This is a genomic window from Micromonospora saelicesensis (assembly GCF_900091575.1).
GTDB lineage: Bacteria > Actinomycetota > Actinomycetes > Mycobacteriales > Micromonosporaceae > Micromonospora > Micromonospora saelicesensis.
Map to the genome: position 1 here is coordinate 145,139 of NZ_FMCR01000010.1, position 24,182 is coordinate 169,320.

Annotated in this window: 19 protein-coding genes, 1 tRNA gene and 2 pseudogenes; 15 read left to right on the forward strand and 7 right to left on the reverse strand. The window is 72.1% G+C overall.

Annotated features, from left to right (window positions below; translation table 11 throughout):
• Nucleotides 1-97 precede the first annotated feature (97 nt).
• Nucleotides 98-2,836: a pyruvate dehydrogenase (acetyl-transferring), homodimeric type gene (gene aceE / locus GA0070561_RS31900; RefSeq protein ID WP_091409318.1), complete on the reverse strand. Its 2,739-nt coding sequence runs from the start codon at nucleotides 2,834-2,836 to the stop codon at nucleotides 98-100.
• A 178-nt stretch (nucleotides 2,837-3,014) separates the two neighbouring features.
• Between aceE and GA0070561_RS31905 the strand changes: the two genes are divergently transcribed.
• Nucleotides 3,015-3,458, forward strand: coding sequence for a hypothetical protein (locus GA0070561_RS31905; protein WP_091409322.1), 444 nt, complete (start codon nucleotides 3,015-3,017; stop codon nucleotides 3,456-3,458).
• 26 nt (nucleotides 3,459-3,484) lie between these two features.
• Nucleotides 3,485-3,889 carry a YjbQ family protein gene (locus GA0070561_RS31910; RefSeq protein WP_167457620.1) on the forward strand — a complete coding sequence of 135 codons (405 nt, stop codon included), beginning with the start codon at nucleotides 3,485-3,487 and terminating at the stop codon, nucleotides 3,887-3,889.
• Nucleotides 3,890-4,017: 128 nt separating this feature from the next.
• Here the strand turns inward: GA0070561_RS31910 and GA0070561_RS31915 are convergent, their stop codons facing one another.
• A complete protein-coding gene (locus tag GA0070561_RS31915; protein WP_091409331.1) occupies nucleotides 4,018-5,664 on the reverse strand; it encodes an alkaline phosphatase D family protein in 1,647 nt (548 codons plus the stop codon).
• A 274-nt stretch (nucleotides 5,665-5,938) separates the two neighbouring features.
• Between GA0070561_RS31915 and GA0070561_RS31920 the strand changes: the two genes are divergently transcribed.
• From GA0070561_RS31920 to GA0070561_RS31940, 5 genes are all read left to right on the forward strand, one after another.
• Entirely contained in the window at nucleotides 5,939-6,343 is a 405-nt protein-coding gene (locus GA0070561_RS31920; RefSeq protein WP_181541174.1) for a MarR family winged helix-turn-helix transcriptional regulator, read from the forward strand.
• 51 nt (nucleotides 6,344-6,394) lie between these two features.
• On the forward strand, nucleotides 6,395-8,971 hold the full coding sequence (locus GA0070561_RS31925) for a thiamine pyrophosphate-dependent enzyme (protein ID WP_091409335.1): 2,577 nt from the start codon (nucleotides 6,395-6,397) through the stop codon (nucleotides 8,969-8,971).
• A gap of 113 nt (nucleotides 8,972-9,084) precedes the next feature.
• The gene (locus GA0070561_RS31930; RefSeq protein ID WP_030330240.1) at nucleotides 9,085-9,522 is read left to right on the forward strand and encodes a DUF3052 domain-containing protein; all 438 of its coding nucleotides are present in this window, start codon (nucleotides 9,085-9,087) and stop codon (nucleotides 9,520-9,522) included.
• An 88-nt stretch (nucleotides 9,523-9,610) separates the two neighbouring features.
• Nucleotides 9,611-10,075, forward strand: coding sequence for a peroxiredoxin (locus GA0070561_RS31935; protein ID WP_091409339.1), 465 nt, complete (start codon nucleotides 9,611-9,613; stop codon nucleotides 10,073-10,075).
• 76 nt (nucleotides 10,076-10,151) lie between these two features.
• Nucleotides 10,152-10,223, forward strand: a tRNA-Val gene (locus GA0070561_RS31940).
• A gap of 237 nt (nucleotides 10,224-10,460) precedes the next feature.
• On the opposite strand, the gene GA0070561_RS31945 is transcribed toward GA0070561_RS31940, so the two are convergent.
• Nucleotides 10,461-11,204 carry an SDR family NAD(P)-dependent oxidoreductase gene (locus GA0070561_RS31945; RefSeq protein WP_091409342.1) on the reverse strand — a complete coding sequence of 248 codons (744 nt, stop codon included), beginning with the start codon at nucleotides 11,202-11,204 and terminating at the stop codon, nucleotides 10,461-10,463.
• 236 nt (nucleotides 11,205-11,440) lie between these two features.
• On the opposite strand from GA0070561_RS31945, the gene GA0070561_RS31950 reads away from it, so the two are divergent.
• Nucleotides 11,441-12,070 carry an HAD-IA family hydrolase gene (locus GA0070561_RS31950; RefSeq protein ID WP_091409346.1) on the forward strand — a complete coding sequence of 210 codons (630 nt, stop codon included), beginning with the start codon at nucleotides 11,441-11,443 and terminating at the stop codon, nucleotides 12,068-12,070.
• Between the two features lie 41 nt (nucleotides 12,071-12,111).
• On the opposite strand, the gene GA0070561_RS31955 is transcribed toward GA0070561_RS31950, so the two are convergent.
• On the reverse strand, nucleotides 12,112-13,365 hold the full coding sequence (locus GA0070561_RS31955; RefSeq protein WP_091409349.1) for a glycosyltransferase: 1,254 nt from the start codon (nucleotides 13,363-13,365) through the stop codon (nucleotides 12,112-12,114).
• A gap of 123 nt (nucleotides 13,366-13,488) precedes the next feature.
• Between GA0070561_RS31955 and GA0070561_RS31960 the strand changes: the two genes are divergently transcribed.
• The gene (locus GA0070561_RS31960) at nucleotides 13,489-13,968 is read left to right on the forward strand and encodes a GNAT family N-acetyltransferase (RefSeq protein WP_091409352.1); all 480 of its coding nucleotides are present in this window, start codon (nucleotides 13,489-13,491) and stop codon (nucleotides 13,966-13,968) included.
• Nucleotides 13,969-14,061: 93 nt separating this feature from the next.
• Nucleotides 14,062-15,204, forward strand: a complete 1,143-nt coding sequence (locus tag GA0070561_RS31965) for a polysaccharide pyruvyl transferase family protein (protein ID WP_091409354.1) — start codon at nucleotides 14,062-14,064, stop codon at nucleotides 15,202-15,204.
• A gap of 10 nt (nucleotides 15,205-15,214) precedes the next feature.
• On the opposite strand, the gene GA0070561_RS31970 is transcribed toward GA0070561_RS31965, so the two are convergent.
• Nucleotides 15,215-15,421, reverse strand: coding sequence for a hypothetical protein (locus GA0070561_RS31970; RefSeq protein WP_030488784.1), 207 nt, complete (start codon nucleotides 15,419-15,421; stop codon nucleotides 15,215-15,217).
• Nucleotides 15,422-15,503: 82 nt separating this feature from the next.
• On the opposite strand from GA0070561_RS31970, the gene GA0070561_RS31975 reads away from it, so the two are divergent.
• On the forward strand, nucleotides 15,504-16,022 hold the full coding sequence (locus GA0070561_RS31975) for a DinB family protein (RefSeq protein ID WP_091409357.1): 519 nt from the start codon (nucleotides 15,504-15,506) through the stop codon (nucleotides 16,020-16,022).
• A 28-nt stretch (nucleotides 16,023-16,050) separates the two neighbouring features.
• Here GA0070561_RS31975 and GA0070561_RS31980 read toward each other — a convergent pair whose 3' ends face one another.
• Nucleotides 16,051-16,923: a carbohydrate kinase family protein gene (locus GA0070561_RS31980; protein WP_091409361.1), complete on the reverse strand. Its 873-nt coding sequence runs from the start codon at nucleotides 16,921-16,923 to the stop codon at nucleotides 16,051-16,053.
• A gap of 192 nt (nucleotides 16,924-17,115) precedes the next feature.
• On the opposite strand from GA0070561_RS31980, the pseudogene GA0070561_RS34820 reads away from it, so the two are divergent.
• From GA0070561_RS34820 to GA0070561_RS31990, 3 genes and pseudogenes are all read left to right on the forward strand, one after another.
• Nucleotides 17,116-17,778, forward strand: a pseudogene (locus GA0070561_RS34820) (ATP-dependent helicase); the annotation flags it as partial.
• Nucleotides 17,779-18,300: 522 nt separating this feature from the next.
• Nucleotides 18,301-20,466, forward strand: a pseudogene (locus GA0070561_RS34825) (DEAD/DEAH box helicase); the annotation flags it as partial.
• Nucleotides 20,463-21,365, forward strand: a complete 903-nt coding sequence (locus tag GA0070561_RS31990; RefSeq protein ID WP_091409369.1) for an SWIM zinc finger family protein — start codon at nucleotides 20,463-20,465, stop codon at nucleotides 21,363-21,365. The pseudogene GA0070561_RS34825 and the gene GA0070561_RS31990, both read left to right, overlap by 4 nt.
• Nucleotides 21,366-21,411: 46 nt before the next feature.
• Here the strand turns inward: GA0070561_RS31990 and GA0070561_RS31995 are convergent, their stop codons facing one another.
• Nucleotides 21,412-21,669, reverse strand: a complete 258-nt coding sequence (locus GA0070561_RS31995) for a DUF3040 domain-containing protein (protein WP_091409372.1) — start codon at nucleotides 21,667-21,669, stop codon at nucleotides 21,412-21,414.
• Nucleotides 21,670-22,100: 431 nt separating this feature from the next.
• Between GA0070561_RS31995 and GA0070561_RS32000 the strand changes: the two genes are divergently transcribed.
• Nucleotides 22,101-24,179 carry a DUF1800 domain-containing protein gene (locus tag GA0070561_RS32000; RefSeq protein WP_091409376.1) on the forward strand — a complete coding sequence of 693 codons (2,079 nt, stop codon included), beginning with the start codon at nucleotides 22,101-22,103 and terminating at the stop codon, nucleotides 24,177-24,179.
• Nucleotides 24,180-24,182: the final 3 nt, after the last annotated feature.

A 24,182-nucleotide genomic window follows, 5' to 3' on the forward strand; every position in this document is an offset into this window, starting at 1 on the left:
TGGTCCGGATCCCCGCCAGGGCCCCCGGACCACCGCCGCTCCCTACACCGAAAAGGGCCCGGCGCATCCGCGCCGGGCCCTCCTCAGTGGTGCTGGATCAGCTGTCGCCGCCGGTCTCTCCGACCGGGGCGGCGTTGACGTCGTCGATCGCGTACTTCTTGGCGGCCTCGGCCGGCACCGTGGTCGCCACCGCGCCGCTGCGGGCGAGCTGCCGCAGCGTGGCCACCACGATCGACTCCGCGTCGACGTGGAAGTGCCGGCGCAGCGCGTGCCGGGTGTCCGACATGCCGAAACCGTCGGTGCCGAGCGAGGTGTAGTCGCCGGGTACCCAGCGGGCGATCAGATCCGGTACCGCGCGCATGAAGTCGCTGACCGCGATCTTCGGCCCGTCCGCCTCGGCCAGCTTCTGCTGGATGTACGGAACCTTCGCCTCGGCGCCCGGGTTGAGCAGGTTGTACTCCTCGGTCTCCACCGCGTCGCGGCGCAGCTCGGTCCAGGAGGTCACCGACCAGACGTCGGCACCCACCCCCCAGTCCTGGGCGAGGAGCTGCTGGGCCTTGAGCGCCCACTGCATCCCGGTGCCCGAGGCGAGCAGGTTGGCCTTCGGGCCGTCGACCTGCGGGGCCGGCGAGTAGCGGTAGATGCCCTTGAGCAGGCCCTCCACGTCCACGTCGGCCGGCTCGGCCGGCTGGAGGGTCGGCTCGTTGTAGACCGTCAGGTAGTAGAAGACGTTCTCCTGCGCGTCCCCGTACATCCGGTGCAGACCCTGCTCCAGGATGTGCGCGATCTCGTACGCGAACGCCGGGTCGTACGCCACCACGGCCGGGTTGGTCGCGGCGATCAGCAGCGAGTGCCCGTCCTCGTGCTGAAGGCCCTCACCGTTGAGCGTGGTCCGACCCGCGGTGGCGCCGAGCAGGAAGCCCCGGGCCATCTGGTCGGCCGCGGCCCACAGCCCGTCGGCGGTCCGCTGGAACCCGAACATCGAGTAGAAGATGTACATCGGGATCATCGGCTCGTCGTGCGTGGCGTACGCCGAACCGGCCGCCGTGAACGAGGCCACCGAACCGGCCTCGTTGATCCCCTCGTGCAGGATCTGCCCGGTCGTCGACTCCTTGTACGACAGGAACAGCTCCCGGTCGACCGAGGTGTAGCGCTGGCCGTGCGGCGAGTAGATCTTCGCGGTCGGGAAGATCGAGTCGAGACCGAAGGTGCGGGCCTCGTCCGGGATGATCGGCACCCAACGCTTGCCGAACTCCTTGTCCTTCATCACGTCCTTGAGCAGACGGACGAAGGCCTGCGTGGTGGCCACCTTCTGCTTGCCCGAGCCGCGCTTGATGTCGGCGAACCGCTCCGGCCCGGGGATGGCCAGCCGCTTCGTGCTGGTCCGCCGGGACGGCAGGTACCCGCCGAGCTGCTCGCGCCGCTCCTTGAGGTACGCCAGCTCCTCGGACTTCTCACCCGGGTGGAAGTACGGCGGCAGGTAGGGGTTGTCCTCCAGCGCCGAGTCTGGGATGTCCAGGTAGAGCCGGTCGCGGAAGGTCTTCAGGTCCTCCAGCGTCAGCTTCTTCATCTGGTGGGTCGCGTTGCGGCCCTCGAAGTGCGAGCCGAGGGTCCAGCCCTTGATCGTCTTCGCCAGGATGACGGTGGGCTGACCGGTGTGCTCGGTGGCCGCCTTGTAGGCCGCGTAGAGCTTGCGGTAGTCGTGCCCACCCCGCTTGAGGTTCCAGATCTCGTCGTCGCTGAGCGGCTCGACCATCTTGCGGGTCCGTGTGTCACGGCCGAAGAAGTGCTCCCGCACGTACGCGCCGGACTCCGCCTTGTAGGTCTGGTAGTCGCCGTCGGTCGTGGTGTTCATCAGGTTGACCAACGCGCCGTCGGTGTCCGCGGCGAGCAGCGGGTCCCACTCACGACCCCAGACGACCTTGATCACGTTCCAGCCGGCACCCCGGAAGAACGCCTCCAGCTCCTGCATGACCTTGCCGTTGCCCCGGACCGGGCCGTCCAGCCGCTGCAGGTTGCAGTTGATCACGAAGGTGAGGTTGTCCAGCTCCTCGCGGGCGGCGACGCCGATGGCGCCGAGCGTCTCCGGCTCGTCCATCTCGCCGTCGCCGAGGAACGCCCAGACGTGCTGCTGGGAGGTGTCCTTGATGCCGCGGTGCTGCAGGTACCGGTTGAACCGGGCCTGGTAGATCGCGTTCAGACCGCCGAGGCCCATCGAGACGGTGGGGAACTCCCAGAAGTCCGGCATCAGCCGAGGGTGCGGGTACGAGGGCAGCCCACCACCGGGGTGCGACAGCTCCTGGCGGAACCCGTCGAGCTGGTGCTCGCTGAGCCGCCCCTCCAGGAACGCCCGCGCGTACATGCCCGGGGAGGCGTGGCCCTGGTAGTAGATCTGGTCGCCACCGCCCGGGTGGTTCTTGCCCCGGAAGAAGTGGTTGAAGCCCACCTCGTAGAGCGACGCCGAGCTGGCGAAGGTGGAGATGTGCCCGCCGACGCCGATCTCCGGGCGCTGCGCCCGGTGCACCAGCATGGCGGCGTTCCACCGGACGTACGCCCGGATCCTCCGCTCGACGTGCTCGTCACCCGGGAACCAGGGCTCGCGCTCCGACGGGATGGTGTTGATGTAATCGGTGGTGGTCAGGGGCGGAACCCCGACCTGGCGCTCACGGGCCCGCTCCAGCAGGCGCAGCATGACGTAGCGGGCGCGTTTGGCGCCGCGTTCGTCGATGACACCGTCAAGCGACTCGACCCATTCGCTGGTCTCTTCAGGGTCGATGTCCGGAAGCTGGCTCGGTAGGCCGTCGCTGATCACCGGGCGCTTGCGTTCCGTAGCCACAGGCGTTCCCTCGGTTGTGTGTGGGATAGGTCTCTAGCGCCATCCTGCCCCCTGGTGGCACCCCTCGTCACGTCTAGGTCCCCCCGACGCGATGCTGAACACAGGTACTCGCCGGTAACTTAGCGCGACGACCGAGTGGAAGCTGAGCGGTTTGACCGCCACTCCTACCGTTGCCGCCATGAACGGACGCCGTGTCGCGGTCGCCGCGACCATGATCGTTGTCGGGGTGGTTGGCCTGGTCATCGGCGCCGTCGCCCTCGCCTCCGGCAACCTGCCGATGGTCGGACTGGTGGCCCTGGGCGCCCTGGTGGCCGTGCTCGGCGGAGGCCTGCTGCGCGACGCGATCCGCGCGGCCCGTCTGAGCGGCCAGGATGGCCGTCGCCGTCGTCCGGACCCGGACGGCGGTGGGTACGGCTTCTACCCGATGCCCGCCGGGGACGCCGGGAGCGGACACGTCGGCCGCCAGCGGGACGGCGACCACGACGGCTCCGACGGTGCGGAGCCGGCCGGCGGCAGCGGCGACTCCGGGGGAGGCTGGTCCGGCTGGGGCTGGTCCAGCGGTGACTCCGGTGGCGGATGGTCCGGTGGCGGCGACTCTGGCGGCGGTGGCGGCGGCTCCTGACCTCAGGCTGCGGCAGAATGCGACGTATGCGCAGCGATGTGATCACCGTCCAGACCGGGTCCCGGCCGACCGTCCGGGACATCACCGCGGAGGCCCAGCAGTTCGTCTCGGGCGAAGGCGACGGCCTGCTGCACGTCTTCGTGCCGCACGCCACCGCCGGCCTGGCGATCATCGAGACCGGGTCGGGCTCCGACGACGACCTGCTCAGCGCCGTGGACGACCTGCTCCCCACCGAGGACCGCTGGCGGCACCGACACGGCTCGCCCGGCCACGGCCGCGACCACGTGCTGCCGGCGTTCATCCCGCCGTACGCCACGCTGCCGGTGCTCGGCGGCCGGCTGGCACTCGGCACCTGGCAGTCGATCTGCCTCGTCGACACCAACGGCGACAACCCGACCCGCCAGGTCCGCTTCTCCTTCCTCCCCGCCTGACCGCGCGCGCCCGTCCCGGGACGCCGGCCCGCCTCAAGATCTGCACAACTTCCCCGAAACTGCTGTCTCAGCGCGTGGCGAGGCAACACGTTCCCTGATGTTGCGCGGATCTTGAGGCGTAGGGCGGGTTACGGGCGAACGGTCTCCTGCTGGACGGTCTGCTGGCCGGGGTCCGCGGACGGCGCGGCAGTGCGGGCCGCTGACGGGACCGGGTTGTCCGCCGTCTGGTGCAGGCCGGGCACCCGGTCCTCGATCACGAACGAGGCCCGGGTGTACGCGGGCGCGCCCGGCCGGCTGACGTACGGCAGCACGTCGAAGTCGGCGGTGAGCTGTCCCGGGGTGATCGTGGTGCGTACGTACCCCCGGAGGTTGTTCTGGAAGCGCAGGTGCGGGTTGAACGCGAACCACGGGTGCGAGCCGGACGCCGAGTCCGCGCCGTCACCGGTCGAGGTGATCGAGGAGCAGACCAGTTCGGTGCCGACGCTGCGCGAGGTCGGGTCGGCATAGTCCAGCTTGAGATCGCTGGCCCAGTGCGCGTGCACGTCGCCGGTCAGCACCACCGGGTTGCGTACCCCGGCGGCCAGCCAACCCCGGGTGATGCGGTCCCGAGAGGCGACGTAGCCGTCCCAGGAGTCCATGCTGGTGACGGTGAGCGGGCCGGAGTTGTTGTCCCGTTGAGCGAAGAAGACCTGCTGGCCCAGGATGTCCCACTGGGCGTCCGAGCGACGGAATCCGTCCAGGAGCCACGCCTCCTGCTCGGCCCCGGTGATCGACCGGGCCGGGTCGGATGCCGCCGCGCAGTCCCGGTAGCCGTCGCCGCAGGCCTGGTCGTCGCGGTACTGCCGGGTGTCGAGCATGTGGAACGTGGCCAGCCGCCCCCAGCGCACCCGCCGGTAGAGCTGCATGTCGATGCCGCGGGGGATAGAGGTGCGCCGCAGCGGCATGTTCTCGTAGTACGCCTGGAACGCCGCCGCCCGCCGCGCGGGGAACTCCGGGTCCGGCGCCTCGGGCACCTCGTCGGCCCAGTTGTTCTCCACCTCGTGGTCGTCGAACACCACAGCCCACGGCGCCACCGCGTGCGCGGCCTGCAGGTCGGCGTCGGTCTTGTACTGAGCGTGCCGCTGCCGATAGTTGGCCAGCGTCCGGGTCTCCGGGCCCTCGTGGTCACGCGGGTTGCCACCGGGGACGTTGTACGTGTCCGGGGCGTACTCGTACTGGTAGTCGCCCAGGTGCAGGATCAGCTCCGGCTCGGTCTCGGCCAGCCGCCGGTAGGCGGTGAAGTAGCCGTGCTCGTACTGGGAACAGGAGGCGAAGCCCATTGCCAGGGCGGCTGGCATGGTCCACGGTGCCGGGGCGGTGCGGGTGCGTCCGGTCGGCGAGATGTGGCGTTCGGCCCGGAACCGGTAGAAGTACTCGCGTCCGGCCAGCAAACCGGCCAACTCCACGTGCACGCTGTGCGCCGAGCGGGTGCGGGCGACAGCGACCCCGCGGCGCACCACATGCCGGAACCGCTCGTCGGCGGCCAACTCCCAATGCACCGGCACGTCGCGGTCCGGCATGCCGCCGAGGCCGTCCTCGGCCAGTGGTTGTGGGGCCAGGCGGGTCCACAACACGAACCCGTCGTGGTCGGGGTCGCCGGAGGCCACACCGAGGGTGAAGGGGTAGGCCAGCGGCCGGCCCGGTGCCGCGCCGGCCGTCGCCGGCAGCCCGGTGACCGCGCCCGCGGCGCCGATCGCGGCGCCGGACAGCAGGATGGTACGTCGGGACAGTGACACGAATCCTCCCCAGAGTCCGATCTTCGTGACTCCGGGAGCCTCGCGAGTCCCGATGGCCGACAGATGACAGTGAGTGGCCCTGCTTGTCGCCAGCAGTCGAACACCGATGACCGCTGTCGATCGGTGCTGACCGCCGTCCGACGGGTGTGATCCGGCCGGACCCTGACCGACGACGCCCGTCTCTGCGTACCATGTGGCCGTGACGCAGGAGCTGGTTCCCTCGGCAGGTGAACGGGTGGATCGGGTCGGTCTCGCCGTCGATGTGGTGCGGCGGATGGCGCACGTCACCGCTGCGCTGCGACACCGGCAGGGTTCCGCGTTCGCCGAGTTGGGGCTCACCCCGGCGGCGGCCCGGGCGCTGCGGGAGTTGGACCCGGACCACCCACTGCCGGCCCGGGATCTCGCCGGTCAGTTGGGTTGTGACCGGTCGAACGTGACGGTGCTGGTCGACAAGCTGGAGCAGGCCGGGCTGGTCGAGCGCCGCACCGACCCGACGGATCGGCGGCAGAAGACGCTGGTGGTGACCGGGGAGGGCCGCGTCGTGCGAGCCCGGGTGATCGAGGTGATGTCCGACTCCCGACTCCTGTCCGGGCTGAGCGACGAGGAGCTGAGCACCCTTCGTGACCTGGTCTGGAAGGTGTCCGACGGCGGCTGTCCGGAGTCCCTCGGGCCGGAGTGAGCGCACCCCTGCCGGCCGTGTCCCACTGGGCGAGCAGGGCTTCCGTCGGTAATGCTGTCCGACGTGACCACCCCGCAAGATCTCGACGACCGGTTCCGGGAGACGCTGGCGGCGCTGCCTGCCGCCGATCGGCGGCGTGACCCCGCCGACCCGGTCACCGACGACGCCCCGCTGACCGGCGCGCAGGTGCTGGACCTGTTCGACGCGCAGGTGACCAGCCGGCAGCTCGACCTGGCCGGCCGCTGGTTGCGCAGCTTCGGGGAGGGTTTCTACACCATCGGCTCGGCCGGGCACGAGGGCAACGCCGCGGTCGCCGCCGCGCTGCGCCCCACCGATCCGGCGCTCCTGCACTACCGCTCGGGCGCCTTCTACTGCCTGCGCGCCGCCCAGGTCGCCGCCGACCCGACGCTGGCCACCGACTCCGAGCCGCCCGCCGTCCCGGCGCGGACCGTCGACCCCGATCAGGACGACGACCGAGCGCGGACCGCCGACCCCGACCAGGACGACGACCGAGCGCGGTCCGCCGACAGTGAGTCGACCGTCGACGGCGCAGCGACACGTGACCCGGAGCCGACCTCCGATCCGCAGGTGTCCGAATCGGAGCCGGCCGGGACCGAACCGCCCTCGGCGACCGGGGCCGCCAACGGGTTCGCGGCGTACGCCGACGCGGCCCGGGACGTGCTGCGCGGGATGGTCGCGTCCAGCCTTGAACCGATCGCCGGGGGCCGGCACAAGGTGTTCGGCCGGGCCGACCTGGCCATCGTGCCGACCACCTCCACCATCGCCTCGCACCTGCCCCGCGCGGTCGGAATGGGACTGGCAGTGGAGCGGCTGCGCCGGCTGGACAGCGCCGGACGGCGTACCGGGGCCGGGGTGCGGGTCGGCAGCGGCGCGGGCGCCACACACGCTCCCTGGCCACCGGACGCCATAGTGGTCTGCTCCTTCGGCGACGCCTCGGTCAACCACGCCAGCGCCACCGCCGCCTTCAACACCGCCGGGTGGTACGACCACGCCGGGCTGCGGATTCCGGTGCTCTTCGTCTGCGAGGACAACGGGCTGGGCATCAGCGTCCGCTCGCCGGAGGGCTGGGTCGAGACGACCCTGCGGGCCAAGCCGGGCATCCGCTACTTCAGCGCGGACGGAGCCGATCCGGTGCGGACGTACGAGGTGGCGGCGGAGGCCGCGGCCTGGGTACGCCGCAACCGGCGGCCGGCCGTGCTGCACCTGCGCACGGTACGGCTGATGGGGCACGCCGGGGCGGACGCGGAGTCGGCGTACCGGAGTCCGGCCGAGCTGGCCGATGACCTGGACCGGGACCCGTTGGCCGCCACCGCGCGGCTGCTGGTCGACGCCGGCGTGGCGACCGGCGAGGAGCTGCTGGCCCGGTACGACGAGACCGGCTGGCAGGTACGCCGGCTGGCCGAGGAGGTGCTGGGCGAGCCGAAGCTGGCCTCCGCGGCCGACGTGGTGTCGGCGCTGGCCCCACGACGTCCGGTGCGGGTGGCGCGGGCGGTGGCCGACGCCGCGGCGCGGGCCAGCGGGCCGGGCGCGGGCGCCCGGGCGGAGGCGTTCGGCGGCAAGCCGCCAGAGCTGGCCGGGCCGATGACACTGGCGCAGAGCATCAACGCCGCACTCGCCGACGGGATGCTCGACCACCCGCAGATGGCGCTCTTCGGTGAGGACGTGGCCGCCAAGGGCGGCGTGTACGGGGTGACGAAGGGGCTGCGCGACCGGTTCGGGGCGGCCCGGGTCTTCGACACCCTGCTCGACGAGACGTCGGTGCTCGGGCTGGGCCTCGGTGCCGGGCTGGCCGGGATGCTGCCGGTGCCGGAGATCCAGTACCTGGCGTACCTGCACAACGCCGAGGACCAGCTGCGCGGTGAGGCGGCCACCATGCGGTTCTTCTCGCAGGGGGCGTTCCGCAACCCGATGGTGGTGCGGGTGGCGGGCCTGGCGTACCAGGAGGGGTTCGGCGGGCACTTCCACAACGACAACTCGGTGGCCGTACTCCGGGATGTGCCCGGGCTGGTGGTCGCGGTGCCGGCGCGGCCGGACGACGCCGCGCCCATGCTGCGGACCTGTCTGGCGAGCGCGGCGGTGGACGGCAGTGTCTGCGTGTTCCTGGAACCGATCGCGCTCTACCACACCCGCGACCTGTACACGGAGGGTGACGGGGAGTGGTTGGCCGGCTATCCGGAGCCGGGCGGGTGGGTGGCCGGCCACGTGCCGATCGGGCGGGCCCGGGTCTACCGGGTCGGCTCGGCGGACGACCTCACCATCATCACCTTCGGTAACGGGGTACGGATGTCGCTGCGGGCCGCGGCCGTCCTCGCCGAGGAGGGGGTGGGCACCCGCGTGGTGGATCTACGCTGGCTGGCTCCGCTGCCGGTGGCCGACATCATCCGGGAGTCCTCGGCGACCGGCCGGGTGCTGGTGGTGGATGAGACGCGCCGCTCCGGTGGGGTCGGCGAGGGCGTGATCGCCGCGCTGGTCGACGCCGGATATGTCGGTGCCGCACGTCGAGTGGCGGGAGTTGACTCGTTTGTACCATTAGGTCCGGCAGCACGTCACGTACTGGTCTCCGCGGAAGCCATTACCGACGGTGCCCGTACGCTGCTGGCACGGTAAATTCCGTTCCACCCGGTGCGCCACTTGCGCGCAGACCAACAACTGTGTGGACTTTGCCTGACGGTCGTCGCACCGACGCCGCGAGCAGGGACGAGATGAGGAGGCACGCGACAGTGAGCGCGACCGCTGGTCAGGCCGCCGACGGGGTACGCAGCCTGGCGGACCGGTTCGGAATCGAACCGGGGATGGTCGTCATGGAGATGGGGTACGACGACGACGTCGACCAGGATCTCCGAGACGCCCTGACCGACCGCTGTGGAGATCTGGTCGACGAGGACACCGACGAGGTGGTCGACGCGGTGCTGGTCTGGTACCGGGACGGTGACGGCGACCTTTTCGAGCTGCTCGTCGATGCCCTCGGCCCGCTGGCCGACAACGGCGTCGTGTGGCTGCTCACCCCGAAGGCGGGGCGCGAGGGGCACGTCGAGCCGAGTGAGGTCGCGGAGTCCGCGCCCACCGCCGGCCTCCAGCAGACCTCGACCGTCAACGCCGGCCGGGACTGGAGCGGCGCCCGTCTGGTGCTGCGTCGAGGGGCCAAGGCCAAGAAGTAGCCAGCGCCGCTCCGCTCGCCCGACGGTCCGCCCACCGCCGGGTAGCAGGCTGGTGCCGTCACCCCGACTCGACGCGAGGAGAGTTCGCATGCCCATCGAGGTTGGTGCCGAAGCACCCGACTTCGTGCTCAAGGACCAGAACAACCAGGAGGTCCGTCTCTCGGACTTCCGGGGCAGGCGCGTCGTCCTGCTGGTCTTCTACCCGCTCGCCTTCACCGGCACCTGCCAGGGCGAGTTGGGCGAGGTGCGCGACAACCTCGGCGAGTACGTGAACGACGACGTCCAGGTGCTGACCGTCAGCGTCGACTCGGCCTACAGCCACAAGATCTGGGCCGACCGCGAGGGCTACCAGTTCCCCATGCTGGCCGACTTCTGGCCGCACGGCGCCGTCGCCCAGGCGTACGGGGTCTTCAACGACGTGGCCGGCTTCGCCAACCGGGGCACGTTCGTCATCGACAAGACCGGCGTGGTCCGCTTCGCCGAGATGAACGGCCCGGGCGAGGCCCGCGACCAGCAGGGCTGGCGCAAGGCCATCGCCGAAGCGACAAACTGACCGGGGTACGCCGTGCGCCCGGGTCGGCGGCGGGCAGGTAAGCTTGCCAGCCACCGGCCCGCCACACGGGCGATCCGGGCGCGTAGCTCAGTGGGAGAGCACCCGCCTTACAAGCGGGGGGTCGCAGGTTCGAAACCTGCCGCGCCCACCCTTCATCACCAACGAAACCTTCCCGAGAAAATCAGTTCCCGGGGCGGAGGTCGGGTCGTATCCATCGCGGCCGTCGTCGTGATCGTCATCAGCCCTATGGCAGCAGCTGACATGGCAGAGCGTGAAGCTCGCGAGGCGCAGGCCCACCATGAGCAGTCAGACGAGGCATCGGGAGACCCGTCGTCCCCCGACTAGCTGCGCCGGATGCGGCGATACCTGCTGCCGCCCAGGCTCCTCAGCTGGTGAATCCGCCGTCCACGTTGACCACCGCACCGGTCACGTAGCCGGCCTCGGGGCTGGCCAGGTGCGCGACGGTGGCCGCGATATCGGCGGGGCGAGCGTACCGGCCGACGGCGGTGAATCCGCTGATCGCCGCCGCGTTCGGTCCGTCCGCCGGGTTGGCGTCGGTGTCCGTCGGCCCGGGGTTGACCAGGTTGACGGTGATGGCCCGTGGGCCCAGTTCACGGGCCAGGCCCCGGGTCAGCCCGACCAGAGCGGTCTTGCTCATCGCGTAGAGCGTCAGCCCGGGAAAGACCGCCCGCTCCCCGACGTTGCTGCCGATGCTGATGATCCGTCCGCCGTCGCCGAGATGCCGCAGGGCCGCCCGCGCGGCGACGTACGGTGCCCTGATGTTGACAGCGATCGTCTGCTCCATCTCTGCCGAGCCGAGCTCGTCCAGGGCGCCGACCAGGAACACCGCTGCATTGTTCACCAGGATGTCCAGCCGACCCAGTTCGGCGGCTGCCCGGTCGACCGCGCCCCGCACAGCGTCCGGGTCGGCACCGTCCGCCTGGATCGCCAGCGCTCTGCGGCCCAGCGCCTCGATCTGCTTCACCACGATCGCGGCCCGCGCGGCGTCCTGCCGGTAGGTCAGCGCCACGTCGGCCCCGTCCTGTGCCAGGCGGAGCGCGATGCCGGCTCCGATGCCCCGGGAACCCCCGGTCACCAAGGCGACCTTGTCGTTGAGTGTCGTCGTCATGCAAACGATCATCCGGCCGCGCAGCCCTCCCGTCTGGCGGCCATCGGACGTCTCGCTCGGACCTCCAGGTCCGATTCCCGCGATCCTCGACGGCCTGCGGACCCGGCGGGCCGCCATGATCCGCGCAACTTCACGGGTCCTGCTGCCGCACCAGGCGCCGACAGCAGGATCACCGAAGTTGCGCGGATCTTGCGAGGTGGGGGAGGGTGGGGCGAGCGATTCGGGGAGCGTGTGTAGTGGAACTGGCGGGCATTGGCGCGGTGCTGTTCGACATGGATGGCACCCTGGTCGACTCCGACGCCGCCGTGGAGCGGGCCTGGGAGCGGTGGGCCGCCGAGTACGCCGTCGACCCGGCGGCGGCCTTGGCGATCGCCCACGGCAGCCCGGCCGACCGGACCATCCGTCGGCTGCTGCCCGCGCTCGACGACAGCGCGGTCGCCGCCGCCGCGGCACGACAGCTCGCGTTGCAGTACGACGACCTGTCCGACGTGACGGCCACGCCCGGGGCGCACGAGCTACTGAACGCGCTGGCCCGGCTGCGGTTGCCCTGGGCGGTGGTGACCAGCGCCGACGCACGGCTTGCCGAGGCTCGGCTCGGTGCCGCCAGCATCAAGGCGCCGGTGCTCGTCACGGTGGAGGACGTCAGCGTCGGCAAGCCGGACCCGGAGGGCTATCTGCGGGGCGCGGCGTTGTTGGGCGTACCCGTGGGGCGGTGCCTGGTCGTCGAGGACGCCGAGGTCGGCCTGCAGGCCGGGCGGGCGGCCGGGGCGATGACCGCCGCACTGAAGGGGCTCGACGGCGACCTGCGTCTGCGCGACCTGGCCCAACTGGCGCACCAACTGGAGTCGACGCCGTCGACACCCTGAGCACTGTCGACCAGTGCGCCGTTGAGTCAGGCGAACCGCGGTCACCGCAGCCGGCCAGCCGACCTGGCCTCCGCGTCACCTCGCCGCGCCTTTGATGGCAGTTCCGCCGCGCTGACGGGCGGCAGCGACGCGTACAGCTTGACCAGTTCGGCCAGATAGCGCTCCGCGGACCACTCCGTCGCCGCCGCCCGGCCGTCCCGGATCACGGCCCTGCGTAACTCCCGCTCGGTCAGCAGCCGGGTGACCAACGCCCCGAACGCCGCCGGGCTGGGCTCGGCGACCGGTCGGGTGGTGCCGGTGCCGGGCCGCTCGGCGAGCAGAGTGTCCACCATGGCCACCGGCAGTCCGTACGTCTCGGCCTCGGCGAGCACCAGGCCCTGCGTGTCGGTGGTGGAGGTGAACGCGAGCACGTCCGCCGCCCGGTAGTAGCCGCCGACCCGGTGGCGTGGCACCGGACGGAGCAGGTGCAGCGCGCCGGTGACGCCGTGCCGGCGGGCCATCCGACGGACCGCGAGCCGGTGCCGCCGGGCCCCGAGCAGCACCAGCCGGGCGGCCGGCAGCTCGCGGCGCACCTGGGCGAACGCGGCCAGCAACAGCTCGGGGTTCTTCTCCGGCGTGGCCCGCCCCACCGCGAGCAGCACCGGCGCGTCCGCCGGGATGCCGAGCCGGGCCCGCAGCCGCCGCCGGTCGTTGGCGTCGGCCTGCGGCGCGGCGGCCGGGGTCGGCAGGACCACGACCGGTGTACGCCCCGCCATCGTCGCCATCATCGCCGCGGTCTTCGCCGAAGGGGCGATGAGGACAGTGGTGTGGGCCAGGAGGGTTCGCCCGAGCGCCGCCAGTCGGGCCTGTCGACCCGGTCCGGGATGCGCGAGCGCCCACAGGTCGCCCGCCCGCCAGCGCAGACCCAGCCGCAGGCCGGCGTACGCGGCCCCGATCGGGATCTCCGGGTAGTGCGCGGCGTACGCGACGAGGTCGGTGTGCCAGGTCAGCACGGTCGGTACGCCCCGGGTGGCGGCCCAACGCAGGCCGGCGACGCCGAGCGGGCCGGTGGTGTGCACGTGCACCACGTCGACCGGCGCGCGGGGCGGCCGGGGCAGCGCCAACCGGTACGGCCGGGTCGGCACCGACAGCGAGGGCACCTCGCCCGGTCGGCGGCGACACCGGGACAGTGGGCCGGGGCAGTGCAGCACGACCCGGTGCCCGGCGGCCCGCAGCAGCGCCACTGTGGTGCCGACCGAGGTGGCCACCCCCTCCGGGTTGGTGAGGTGGCTGTCGCTGACGTGGGCGATCCGCACCTTGCCATCGTGGCCGGCCCGCGCACCCTCGGCCGTCCCGTCCGCCCCGGGCGAGGAAACGGTTGGCGTGCCCGGGCCGGTTCTGCTGCACTACCCGCTGGCGACGACGAAGGGGGAGACGCTGTGGAGTTGACGTTGACGCCGATGACGGCACCGGAGCTGGACCGCTTGCGGGGGCCACTGGTGCAGGGGTACGCCGAGGACCTGGTGGCGCACCGGGGGATGACCCCGGAGGCGGCCCTGCAACGGTCGGTCGACCAGATCCGGGAGTCGCTGCCGGCGGGCGTGGCCACCGAGAGGGCGTTGCTGCGGATGGGCCGGGTCGGCGACACCGAGGTCGGCTGGATCTGGGTGACCCTGCCGGCGGCCGCCGCCCCGGACCAGGCCTGGATCCACAACATCGAGGTGCACGAGGAGCACCGGGGACACGGGTACGCGCGGCGGATGATCCAGCTCATCGAGGCCGAACTCGCCCAGCTCGGCGTGCCCGAGCTGGGTCTGAACGTCTTCGGTACGAACACCGTGGCGATCGGCCTCTACCGCAGTCTGGGCTTCGAGGTCACCTCCCAGCAGATGGCGAAGCGCCTCACCCCGGCGAGCTGAGCCGGCGGCGGCCCAGGGACGGGTCCCCTGGGCAGGACTGTTCACCTGCCCAGCGGGAAACCGGCGCGGACCGCACCTGGGGAGGAGCGACGGATGACGCATGGCGCCGGACTGACGATCGGTGTGCTGGGCTCGTACGGTGGGCGAAACCTCGGCGACGAGGCGATCCTCACCGGCCTGCTCACCGATCTGCGTACGCAGGAACCGAACGCCCGGATCATCGTCTTCTCCAGGAACCCGGAGCACACCAGGGCCGCGCACCCGGACGTCGAAGCGGTGCCCTGGGAGGGCGTGAGCCGTACCGATTCGGCCCTGGTCCTGGCCCAGCTCGACCTGCTCATCCTGGGCGGCGGCGGCATCCTGTACGACCGGGAGGCCCGCCGTTACCTGCGGGTGGTCCGGGTGGCCCAGGAACGCGGCCTGCCGCTGATCACGTACGCGGTGGGGGTCGGGCCGCTCAGCGACGGGGTGGACACCGGCATGGTCCGGGAAACGCTCTCCAGCGCGACCCAGGTGACAGTCCGGGACCAGGAGTCCCGGATGGTGCTGGAGGAGGCCGGTCTGCTCAACCCGATCACGGTCACCGCGGACCCGGCGTTCCTCCTGCAACCGGAGGAGTTCCCGGCCCACCTGCTGGCCGAGGAGGGTGTGCCGGTCGGTAAGCGCCTCGTCGGGATCAGCGTGCGGGAGCCGGGCCGGGCCGCCGAACGCCTCGACGTGGACGGCTACCACCGGTTGCTGGCCCAGATCGGTGACTTCCTGGTGCACCGGATCGACGCGTACGTGCTGTTCGTACCGATGGAGCGCGACGACATCCGGCACTCCCACGGAGTGCTGTCGCACATGGTCGCCGCCGAGCGGGGTCGCATCCTGCACGGCACCTACTCTCCGCAGCAGGTGCTGGGGCTCATGCGCCACTTCGACCTGGTCGTCGGCATGCGCCTGCACTTCCTGATCTTCGCGGCGATGGTCGGTACGCCGTTCCTGCCCCTGCCGTACGCCGGCAAGGTCTTCGACCTGGCCCAACGACTCGGCGTGCCGGCGCTACGCGGCGTGGAGCGGGAGGTCGAGGGGCCACTGTTGGCCGAGGTCGACCGACTCTGGGACGAGCGGGAGCAACGCGCCGAGGCCACCGCACGACGGGTGGCGGAGGTGTGCGATCAGGCGCGGGGCACCTCGGAGGTCACCCGCGGCGTGTTGGAGAGCCTGCGAGGCCAGGCCCTCACCCGGGTCTGAGCCGGGCGGGTCACACCGCCGGGCCGGTCCACCGGTAGCGCCACTCGCGGGCCTCCTCGCGTGCGGTCTCCAACTCGTAGATCTGCGCGTCGGCCAGCCCACCGGAGCCGAGGTGGTGGTGGGTCAGCGGCGGACGGCCGTTGCTGTCCAGTTCGACGGTGATGGTCTGCCCGTCCGCCGTGCCGCCGACGAGAAGGATCTGCACGGATGAAGCCATGCGCCCATCCTGCCCGGCGTAGCGCCCGCCCGCAGCGGATAGCGGGGCAGCGGGGCGCGGTGCCCGTGGCTAGGGTCGGCGGATGGAGCAGACGATCGATCCCACGCTCGGTCCGGTGCTCGCCCGCACCGGCGACGAACGCGCCGTCCTGACCTCGTTTCTCGACTTCCACCGGGCCGTGCTGCTGCGCAAACTGCGCGGTCTCTCCGACGCCGACGCCCGCCGCCGGCTGGTGCCGTCGGCGACGACGCTCGCCGGGCTGGTCAAGCACCTGACCCTGGTCGAGCGGAACTGGTTCCCGACCCTGTTGGCCCCCGAGCCCGGCGACGTCTACCTGACCTCCGAGGAGGACGCGGTCGCCAGCTTCACGCTGAGCGACCAGGAAACCATCGTCGGGCTCACCGAGGCGTACGAGCGGGCCTGCGCCCGTTCCCGGGCCGTCGCCGCGAGCATCGACCTCGACCACGTGGTGCCGCACCCGCAGCTCGGTGAGGTGTCGCTGCGCTGGATTCTGGTGCACATGATCGAAGAGACGGCCCGGCACGCGGGCCACGCCGACATCCTGCGCGAGCTGACCGACGGCGAGGCCGGCGCGCTCTGAGCCCCGGGTCGGCGCACGCCGCCGGCCGTCAACCGGTGGGCAACAGGCCCGGCGGGTACTCCATCCCGTCATGCGTACAGGCCGCAGCGGCAACCCTCGCCGCGTACCGGGCGGCCCGCGCCAGTGGCTCTCCGCGCAGCCGGGCAGCGATCAGGCCGGCCGCGAAGGCGTCGCCCGCCCCGTTGCTGTCCACCACCGGCTTTTCCGGGACGGCGGGCGGCACGGGCACCGCCGTGCCGTCGCCCGGGTACAGCTCGGCGCCGTCCGCCCCGCGGGTCACCACCACCGTTCGGGGCGCCAGCGTGCCGGCGAGCGACGCGGCCCGGTCGCCCAACCGCACCCCGCTCAGCAGAACCAGGTCGGCGACCTCCGCGAACGGCTGATGGTAGGTGTTCTCACCGTCCCAGTCGTGCAGGTCGGTGGAGAGCGCCACGCCCGTCGGAACGGCGGCCCGCACGGCGGACAGCAACGGCACCGCCCAATCCATGATCGAGAGGTGGACGTGCCGGGCGTCGCGGATCAGTGCGGCCAACTCGGTGGCGGGAAACGGTGGACCGCCCTGCCATGGGCGCGGGTCGTACAGCGACGTGCGCCGCCCGCCCGGGTCCACCAGGTTCACCGACCGGCGGGTGCCGCCCCGGTGCTCGGCCAGCAACGCCGGCACCTCGGCCCGGGTCAACGCCGCCCGGACCAGCTCACCGGCCGGATCCGCACCGAGGGTGTCGACCACCAGTACCCGCAGGCCGAGCGCCCGAGCGGCCAACGCCACCCCGGCGCCGGTGTTGCCGATCCGCAGCTCGATCGGCTCGACGGTGTGGGAATCGGCAGCCGGGAGCGGCAGCGCGGGCACCCGAACACGTACGTCCACCCCAAGCCCGCCAAGAACCAGCAGATCGACCACGACGCCGACGCTAGCCCGTTGCCGCTCCCACCTCCAGTGCCCCGCGATCTTGCACTTTCTGTTGTGACAAAAGGTGCACCGTTCGCAGAACGCCGACACGAACTGCAAGATCGCGCAGGTGGGGCGGTGGGTGCGGACGCCTGGTCAGGGGGGCCGCCTATTCTGGGGGCGGGCGGCGACTAGGGGGAGCAGGTGCTGGTCATCCACGGGCTGTGGTTGCCCGGCGGCAGCTCGACCGGCGGCCTCGCAGTCTGGGCCGAGGACAGCGCCGCACCGATTCCCGCTGCGCGTTCGGGCCGGCCGGCCCGGGAACGCCCGCATCCCTTCGCCGCCGGGCACACCGACCTGGCCGCCGTCCTCGCCGACGCCGCCGAGCCGACCCGGCCGGACACCGCGTTGCTCACCCTGCCCACTCTGGCGGGCGCGCCGACCGACTCACCCGAGCTGATCCGGACCACCGTCGCACCTGCGTCCCGTGGCCGGCTCACAGTGGCCGGCTGGCGGGTCCCCACCCTGGTGTACGCCCCGGACGACGCCCTGTCGCTGCTGCAAGCCCTGGACGACATCCCGGCGGTGGCCGGGGCCACCCTGCGGCACCTCGCCGAACTGGCCGACTTCGCCGCCGACCTGGTGACCCGTGGCCGCGTCCTCCCCGGCGTACGCACGACGACGGCCGACCAGACGTCCGGCGCGGGCACGACGGCGGCCGACCAGACGCCTGGCGCTGGGGCGACGGGGGCGTCAGGCGCTGCTGAGCAGGTGCCCGCGCAGGCGGTGTGGCGTCCGCTGCTGACCGGCACCGACGCCGCCTGGGCGCGATCGCTGGCGCTGGCCCTGCCACCGGCCGCCCGAGCCGCCGTCCTGCCGCCAGCCATCGCCGCGTTGCCGGCGCCCACCGCCGTGCTGGCGTCCACCGCTGCCGCCGCTCAGGGGCCAGCCGGGAGTGCCCCCACCTCCGCTGCGGCGACCGTCGGTTCGGGCGGGCCCGAGCTGACCGCTGCCGCAGTGGTAGCGGATGCGCTGGACGCGTTGACCGACGCTGCCGCGCGGGCCGCGCTGGCGACCACCACGCTGGCCCGGGGACTGCGCCCGGGTGGTCCGGCACCGGCCTGGCTGGCCGCGCTCGCCGGCCCGCAGCGGGACTTCACCATCGACCCGGCCGGGCTGGCAACCCTCTCCGCCGAACTGGACGCCTGGCAGCGCGACGCCGCCGGTGGCCCGGTGCGGGCCAGTTTCCGCCTGGTGGAACCAGCCCCCGACGAGGTGACCGAACCGATCCTGGCCACCCGGGCGGTGCCCGCCGACGGTGCGCCCGTTCCGGTGCCCGCCGACGGTGCGCCCGCGCCGGTGCCTGCCGACAGCGCGCCGGTGTCGATCGGTGCCGGGCGCTGGCGGTTGGAGTTCGGGTTGCAGGCCGCGGACGAACCCGGCCTGCACGTCGACGCCGGGGACATCTGGCGAGCGCCGCAGACCCTCGGCGGCCTGGCTGGCCGGACGAGCAGCCCGCAGGAGACGCTCCTCGCCGAGCTGGGCCGGGCCAGTCGGCTCTGGCCGGACCTGGACGCCGCACTGCGTACCGCTGCCCCGGAGGCGATGGAACTCGACGTCGAGGGGGCGCACCGGTTCCTCAGTGCGGGCGCCCCGGTGCTGCACGCGGCCGGTTTCGGGGTGCTGCTGCCCTCCTGGTGGCAGCGTCCGTCGGCACGACTGGGCGCCCGGTTGCGAGCGCGCAGCCGCACCGCGCCGGGCACTGTGGGTGGCGCCGATGCCGGTGTCGGTCTGGACGCCCTGGTCGACTACCGCTGGGAGATCGCGCTCGGTGACCAGCCGCTCTCCGCCGAGGAGTTGGCGGCGTTGGCCGAGACGAAGACCCCGTTGGTACGGCTCCGCGGCCGGTGGGTGGAGCTGGACCCGGGGCGGCTCGCGGCCGGGCTGCGCCTGCTCCGCTCCGCGGGCAAGCTGACCGTCGCCGACCTGCTCCGCCTCGGGCTGGCCGACGGCGAGGCCACCGGCGAGCTGCCGGTGCTGGAGGTGAGCGCCGACGGGGCGCTGGGCGACCTGCTCGCCGGCGCGGTCGAGCGGCGGCTCACCCCGCTGGACCCGCCACCGGGCTTCCGGGGGACGCTGCGGCCGTACCAGCAGCGAGGGCTGGCCTGGCTGGCCTTCCTGCGTTCACTGGGCCTGGGCGGTGTGCTCGCCGACGACATGGGGCTGGGCAAGACGGTGCAACTGCTCGCGCTGCTCGCCGGGGACGCACCGGAGGCCGGGCCGACCCTGCTGGTCTGTCCGATGTCGCTGGTCGGCAACTGGCAGCGGGAGGCGGCCCGGTTCACCCCGGAGCTGCGGGTGCACGTACACCATGGTGCCGAGCGGGCACGGGGGGCGGAGTTCACGGCGGCCGCGCACGGCGCGGACCTGGTCCTCACCACCTACTCGGTTGCCGCCCGCGACGCCGCCGACCTGGCCGGCATCGACTGGCACCGGGTGGTGGTGGACGAGGCGCAGGCGATCAAGAACGCGTCGACCCGGCAGGCCGAGGCGGTTCGCGCGCTGCCCGCCCGGCAGCGGGTGGCGGTGACCGGTACGCCGGTGGAGAACCGCCTCGCCGACCTCTGGTCGATCATGCAGTTCGCCAACCCGGGTCTGCTCGGGCCGGCCGCGACGTTCCGCAAACGGTTCGCCGAGCCGATCGAGCGGCACGGCGACGCCGAGGCCGCCGAGCGGCTCCGCCGGATCACCGGCCCGTTCGTGTTGCGCCGGCTCAAGACCGACTCGTCGATCATCTCCGACCTGCCGGAGAAGCTGGAGATGGAGGTGCTCTGCAACCTGACCGCGGAGCAGGCCGCGCTGTACCGGGTGGTGGTCGACGACATGCTCGCCCGGATCGAGACCAGCGACGGCATCGAACGACGCGGCCTGGTGCTGGCCACCATGACCCGCCTCAAGCAGGTCTGCAACCACCCCGCCCAACTGCTGCGCGACGGCTCACCGCTGGAGGGCCGCTCCGGCAAGCTGGCTCGGCTCACCGAAATTCTGGAGGAGGTGCTGGCGGCGGGGGAGCGGGCACTGCTCTTCACCCAGTACGCCGAGTTCGGTGCGATGTTGCGGGGTCACCTGTCCGCGCGGTTCGGCCGGGAGGTGCTGTTCCTGCACGGTGGTCTCGGCAAGGCCGAGCGGGACGCCCTGGTGCAGCGTTTCCAGTCGGCGGAGGGTCCGCCGCTGTTCGTCCTCTCCCTCAAGGCCGGCGGCACGGGGCTGACCCTGACCGCCGCGAACCACGTGGTGCATGTGGACCGTTGGTGGAACCCGGCGGTCGAGGACCAGGCCACCGACCGGGCGTTCCGGATCGGGCAGCGCCGACGGGTGCAGGTGCGCAAGTTCGTGTGCGCCGGCACTGTGGAGGAGAAGGTGGCCGCGCTGATCGCCGACAAGCGCAGCCTCGCCCAGCGGGTGGTCGGCACCGGCGAGCAGTGGATCACCGAGTTGTCCACCGGCCAGTTGCGGGACCTGTTCGCCCTGGAAGCCGGCGCGGTGGTGGAGTGACGGACTTCGCCGACTACGGGCGCCCGCGTCGGGTCGACGGGGGTCTGCGGGCGCGCAGTGCCCGGGGCGCGATCGGCAGGTCCTGGTGGTCGCGGCGCTTCCTGGAGGTGCTGGAGTCGTTCGCGCTCGGCACCCGATTGACCCGGGGTCGGTCCTACGCGCGGGCCGGTCAGGTGCTCACGCTCGACATCACACCCGGCCGGGTCGACGCGGTGGTGCAGGGCTCCCGGCCGCAGCCGTACCAGGTGTCGATCGCGCTGAAGCCGTTCCCGGCGGCGCTCTGGTCCCGAATCGAGGACGACCTGGCCGGGCAGGCGTTCTTCAGCGCCCGGCTGCTCGCCGGGGACCTCCCCGACGAGTTGGAGGAGCTGTTCGCCGCCGCCGGTGCGCCGCTCTTCCCGGCCGCCGTGGACGAGTTGACCCAGCGCTGCAACTGCCCCGACTTCGCCGTGCCGTGCAAGCACCTCGCGGCGACGTTCTACCTGCTGGCCGAGGCGTTCGACGCGGACCCGTTCGAGCTGCTGCACTGGCGCGGTCGGTCCCGCGCGGAGTTGCTCGACGAACTCCGCGCCCGGCGGGCCGCGACCACCGGTGCCACCCCGCCACCCCCACCGGTCGACCCACCGTCCGGACCGGACGGTGCGGTGTCGACAGTGGAGGCCGTGGCACCGGTCGGTGCCGCCCGGGCGCTCGCCGGGCTGACGGCGACGCCGCTGGCGGATACGGCGGACCGGTTCTGGTCGGCGCCGGTGCCGCTGCCGGATCGGCCGCCCCGACTGGGGACCGGCACCGACCTGCTGCTGCGCCAGCTCGGAGCGCCGGCCCCGGCCATCGGTGGGCCGGGACTGCTCGAACGGTTGCGCCGCGCGTACCGGGCGTTCGGTCCGGCCGACAGGTGAGCTGTCACGTCCACCGGTTGAGCCGTCCCGTCGAGCGGTTGAGCAGTCACGTCCAGCGGCGGCGGAACCGCCACATGATCGCGGCATTGGCCACCAGCACCACCGCGCAGATCGCGCCGGTGAGTCGACCGGCGAACACGGCTATCGCCGGCAGCGACGCCCACAGCACGATGGTCAACAACATCAGGTAGCGGCCCCTGCGGGCTCGGGCCCGGTGGTCCAGCCGGTTGAAGAAGGCCGGGTCACTTTCCCGGAGCTGACGGGTGATCTGGTCGAATCTGCGCTGATCCTCTTTGCTGAGCATGGCGCTGCCTTCCCCTCACGCGTTCAGCGGTTCGGCGGCATACCCGCTGCGGTGGCGGCTCACGCTCGCCCGTTGCTGCTACTTTTCCTCCACGCGAGCGCGTCTCACGTCCGGCTTACCTGAACCTTAAGTTTGCCTTTGGTGGTGAACGACGCCGAAACTGTCGCGTACGGCGGCCTGGTCCGATCCGTGCTCGGCTGCCGCACGTAGGCCCTGCTGGGAAGGTCTGCGGGCAGGTCCGTCCCACCGCCCGCCGCCGCTGTCGCACTGAGCGCTGTCTTAAGTGCCCTCACGAGTGGGTTCCGGCCACCTTGAAGGGCCCTGGGGCCTTGGTTACCTTGCCGTAGCAACCCCCTCAGGCAACAGTCGCCGCACCTGCCGCACCTGCCCGGTAGCAGCTTCCGGCGCTCATCAGAAATCGGGATTGGTACATGGCCGACCAGAATGTGCCACCACGTCGACCGCGGGACGACCGCGGTTGGGACGGACATCAGCACCCCAGCGCTGACGGCTACGGCGACCCCCACACGCCGGCGCCCTACGGCTACGACTCGCCCCACCCCCACCAGGGCGGCTACGCCGCGCAGGCCGACCCGCGTGAGCAGTACGCCGCGCAGCCGGCGCCCGCCCCGCGCGGTCCGCAGTGGGTCGGCCCGGAGGGCCTTGGCCGTCCGGCCCCGGCACGACCCGCCGGCACCGGACTGCCCACCCTCGACGATGACAACGAGCCGGGTCGCAAGGTCGGCCGACGTAAGGCGATGGTGGCCCTCGGCGGCACCGCCGCCGTCGTCGCCGGTGGCGCGGCGCTCGCCATGACCCCGCAGATCCGTGGCCTCTTCGGCGACGAGGCGGCCGGCGACGCGACCGGCAGCACGGTGACCGACGGCACCGCGGCGCGGCCCAGCGGCCAGCAGCCCAGCACGGTGCGTACCTACACCGAGCAGAACGAAAGCTACATGGGTTCCCGGGCCGGTGAGGCGCTGAAGAAGAACGCGCCGGCCGGTGGGCGGACCTTCTCCGGCCCGGCAGCGGCCGCGGCGGCGACCAAGGTGACAGTGAAGACGGTGCTGGCCAAGGACCCGATCCTGCACCTGGCCCGGCGCGCCACCTTCGGCGCGACGCCCGCGGTGGTCGCCGACATCAAGCGCGAGGGCATGGACGCCTGGATCCGCGCCCAGCTGGACCCGGAGAAGTTGGAGCCGAGCAAGGGCGAGCTGAAGCTCGCCGAGCTGCCGACCCAGAAGCTCTCCGTGCAGCAGTTGCGCGACCAGCGGGACAAGCTCAACGATCAGGACGCCCACCCGGAGCGGGAGATGGTCGACGCCACCATCGCCCGGCAGATCTGGTCCAAGCGCCAGCTGTTCGAGGTGATGGTCGACTTCTGGAACGACTTCCTGCACGTCGCCGCCGACTTCGACGGCGGCGAGGTGTACCGCAACTCGTTCGACCAGGACGTCGTGCGCAAGCACGCGCTGGGCAGCTACCCCGAAATGCTGGTCGCCGCGAACAAGCACCCGGCGCTGCTGATCTACCTGAACCAGAAGGACTCCCGCAAGGACGCGATCAACGAGAACCTCGCCCGGGAGAACCTCGAGCTCTACTCGGTCGGCGTCGACGGCGGCTACAAGGAGCCGGACGTCCGGCAGGCCGCCATGCTGCAGACCGGCCGTGGTGTCGACGACAAGGGCAAGTACGTCTTCCGCCCCGAGCAGCACTACGTCGGCAAGGTGAAGATCCTCGGCTTCACCCACGCGAACAACTCGGCCGACCCGAAGAAGGCCGAAGCGGCGATCGACGCGTACATCACCTACATCGCGACGCACCCGTCGACCGCGAAGTACGTGGCGCAGAGCCTGGCCACCCGGTTCGTCTCGGACACCCCGCCGAAGTCCCTGGTGGACCGGCTGGCCAAGACGTACACCACCAACAAGGGCATGATCAAGCCGGTCCTGATGACGCTGTTCTGCTCCTCGGAGTTCTGGGCCGGTGTGGGTCAGAAGGTGCGTCGGCCGATGGAGTACCTGGTCGCCACGTACCGCACCCTGGGTGTCTCGCCGGAGGCGTCGCCGAAGCACAACAACGGCGACAGCAAGCGCACCGCGTACGCCCGGGGGCTGCGCCAGATCCACGACAAGATGCGCGAGCTGGGCCAGTCCCCGATGGGTCATCCGACCCCGGACGGCTACCCGGACGTCTACGTCGCCTGGACCTCGGCCGGCACCATGGTCAACGGCTGGAACGAGGCGGGCGAGATCCTCGCCGGCTACCGGACCACCTTCACGTACACGGCGCCGGAGAAGCTGGTCGCCAAGCCACCGACGACGGCCGGGGCGTACGTGGACGCGCTCTCCCTGCGGCTGGTGGGCCAGAAGCTGAGCACGCGGGAGAAGAACCTCATCCTCGGCGTGGCCGGTGTGGTGACGACCACCAAGGTCGACGCCACGTTCAACGGGGCCATCACCGCCGTCGCGCGGGCGATCCTCGCTTCCCCCCAGCACCACCTCCGGTGAGGC

Excerpts from the sequence above, each read along its gene's own strand:
- GA0070561_RS31905 (WP_091409322.1), top strand. The coding sequence starts at position 3,015 with ATGAACGGACGCCGTGTCGCGGTCGCCGCGACCATGATCGTTGTCGGG.
- GA0070561_RS31910 (WP_167457620.1), top strand. The coding sequence starts at position 3,485 with ATGCGCAGCGATGTGATCACCGTCCAGACCGGGTCCCGGCCGACCGTC.
- GA0070561_RS31920 (WP_181541174.1), top strand. The coding sequence starts at position 5,939 with ATGGCGCACGTCACCGCTGCGCTGCGACACCGGCAGGGTTCCGCGTTC.
- GA0070561_RS31925 (WP_091409335.1), top strand. The coding sequence starts at position 6,395 with ATGCTGTCCGACGTGACCACCCCGCAAGATCTCGACGACCGGTTCCGG.
- GA0070561_RS31935 (WP_091409339.1), top strand. The coding sequence starts at position 9,611 with ATGCCCATCGAGGTTGGTGCCGAAGCACCCGACTTCGTGCTCAAGGAC.
- GA0070561_RS31945 (WP_091409342.1), bottom strand. The coding sequence starts at position 11,204 with ATGACGACGACACTCAACGACAAGGTCGCCTTGGTGACCGGGGGTTCC.
- GA0070561_RS31965 (WP_091409354.1), top strand. The coding sequence starts at position 14,062 with ATGACGCATGGCGCCGGACTGACGATCGGTGTGCTGGGCTCGTACGGT.
- GA0070561_RS31970 (WP_030488784.1), bottom strand. The coding sequence starts at position 15,421 with ATGGCTTCATCCGTGCAGATCCTTCTCGTCGGCGGCACGGCGGACGGG.
- GA0070561_RS31975 (WP_091409357.1), top strand. The coding sequence starts at position 15,504 with ATGGAGCAGACGATCGATCCCACGCTCGGTCCGGTGCTCGCCCGCACC.
- GA0070561_RS31995 (WP_091409372.1), bottom strand. The coding sequence starts at position 21,669 with ATGCTCAGCAAAGAGGATCAGCGCAGATTCGACCAGATCACCCGTCAG.
- GA0070561_RS32000 (WP_091409376.1), top strand. The coding sequence starts at position 22,101 with ATGGCCGACCAGAATGTGCCACCACGTCGACCGCGGGACGACCGCGGT.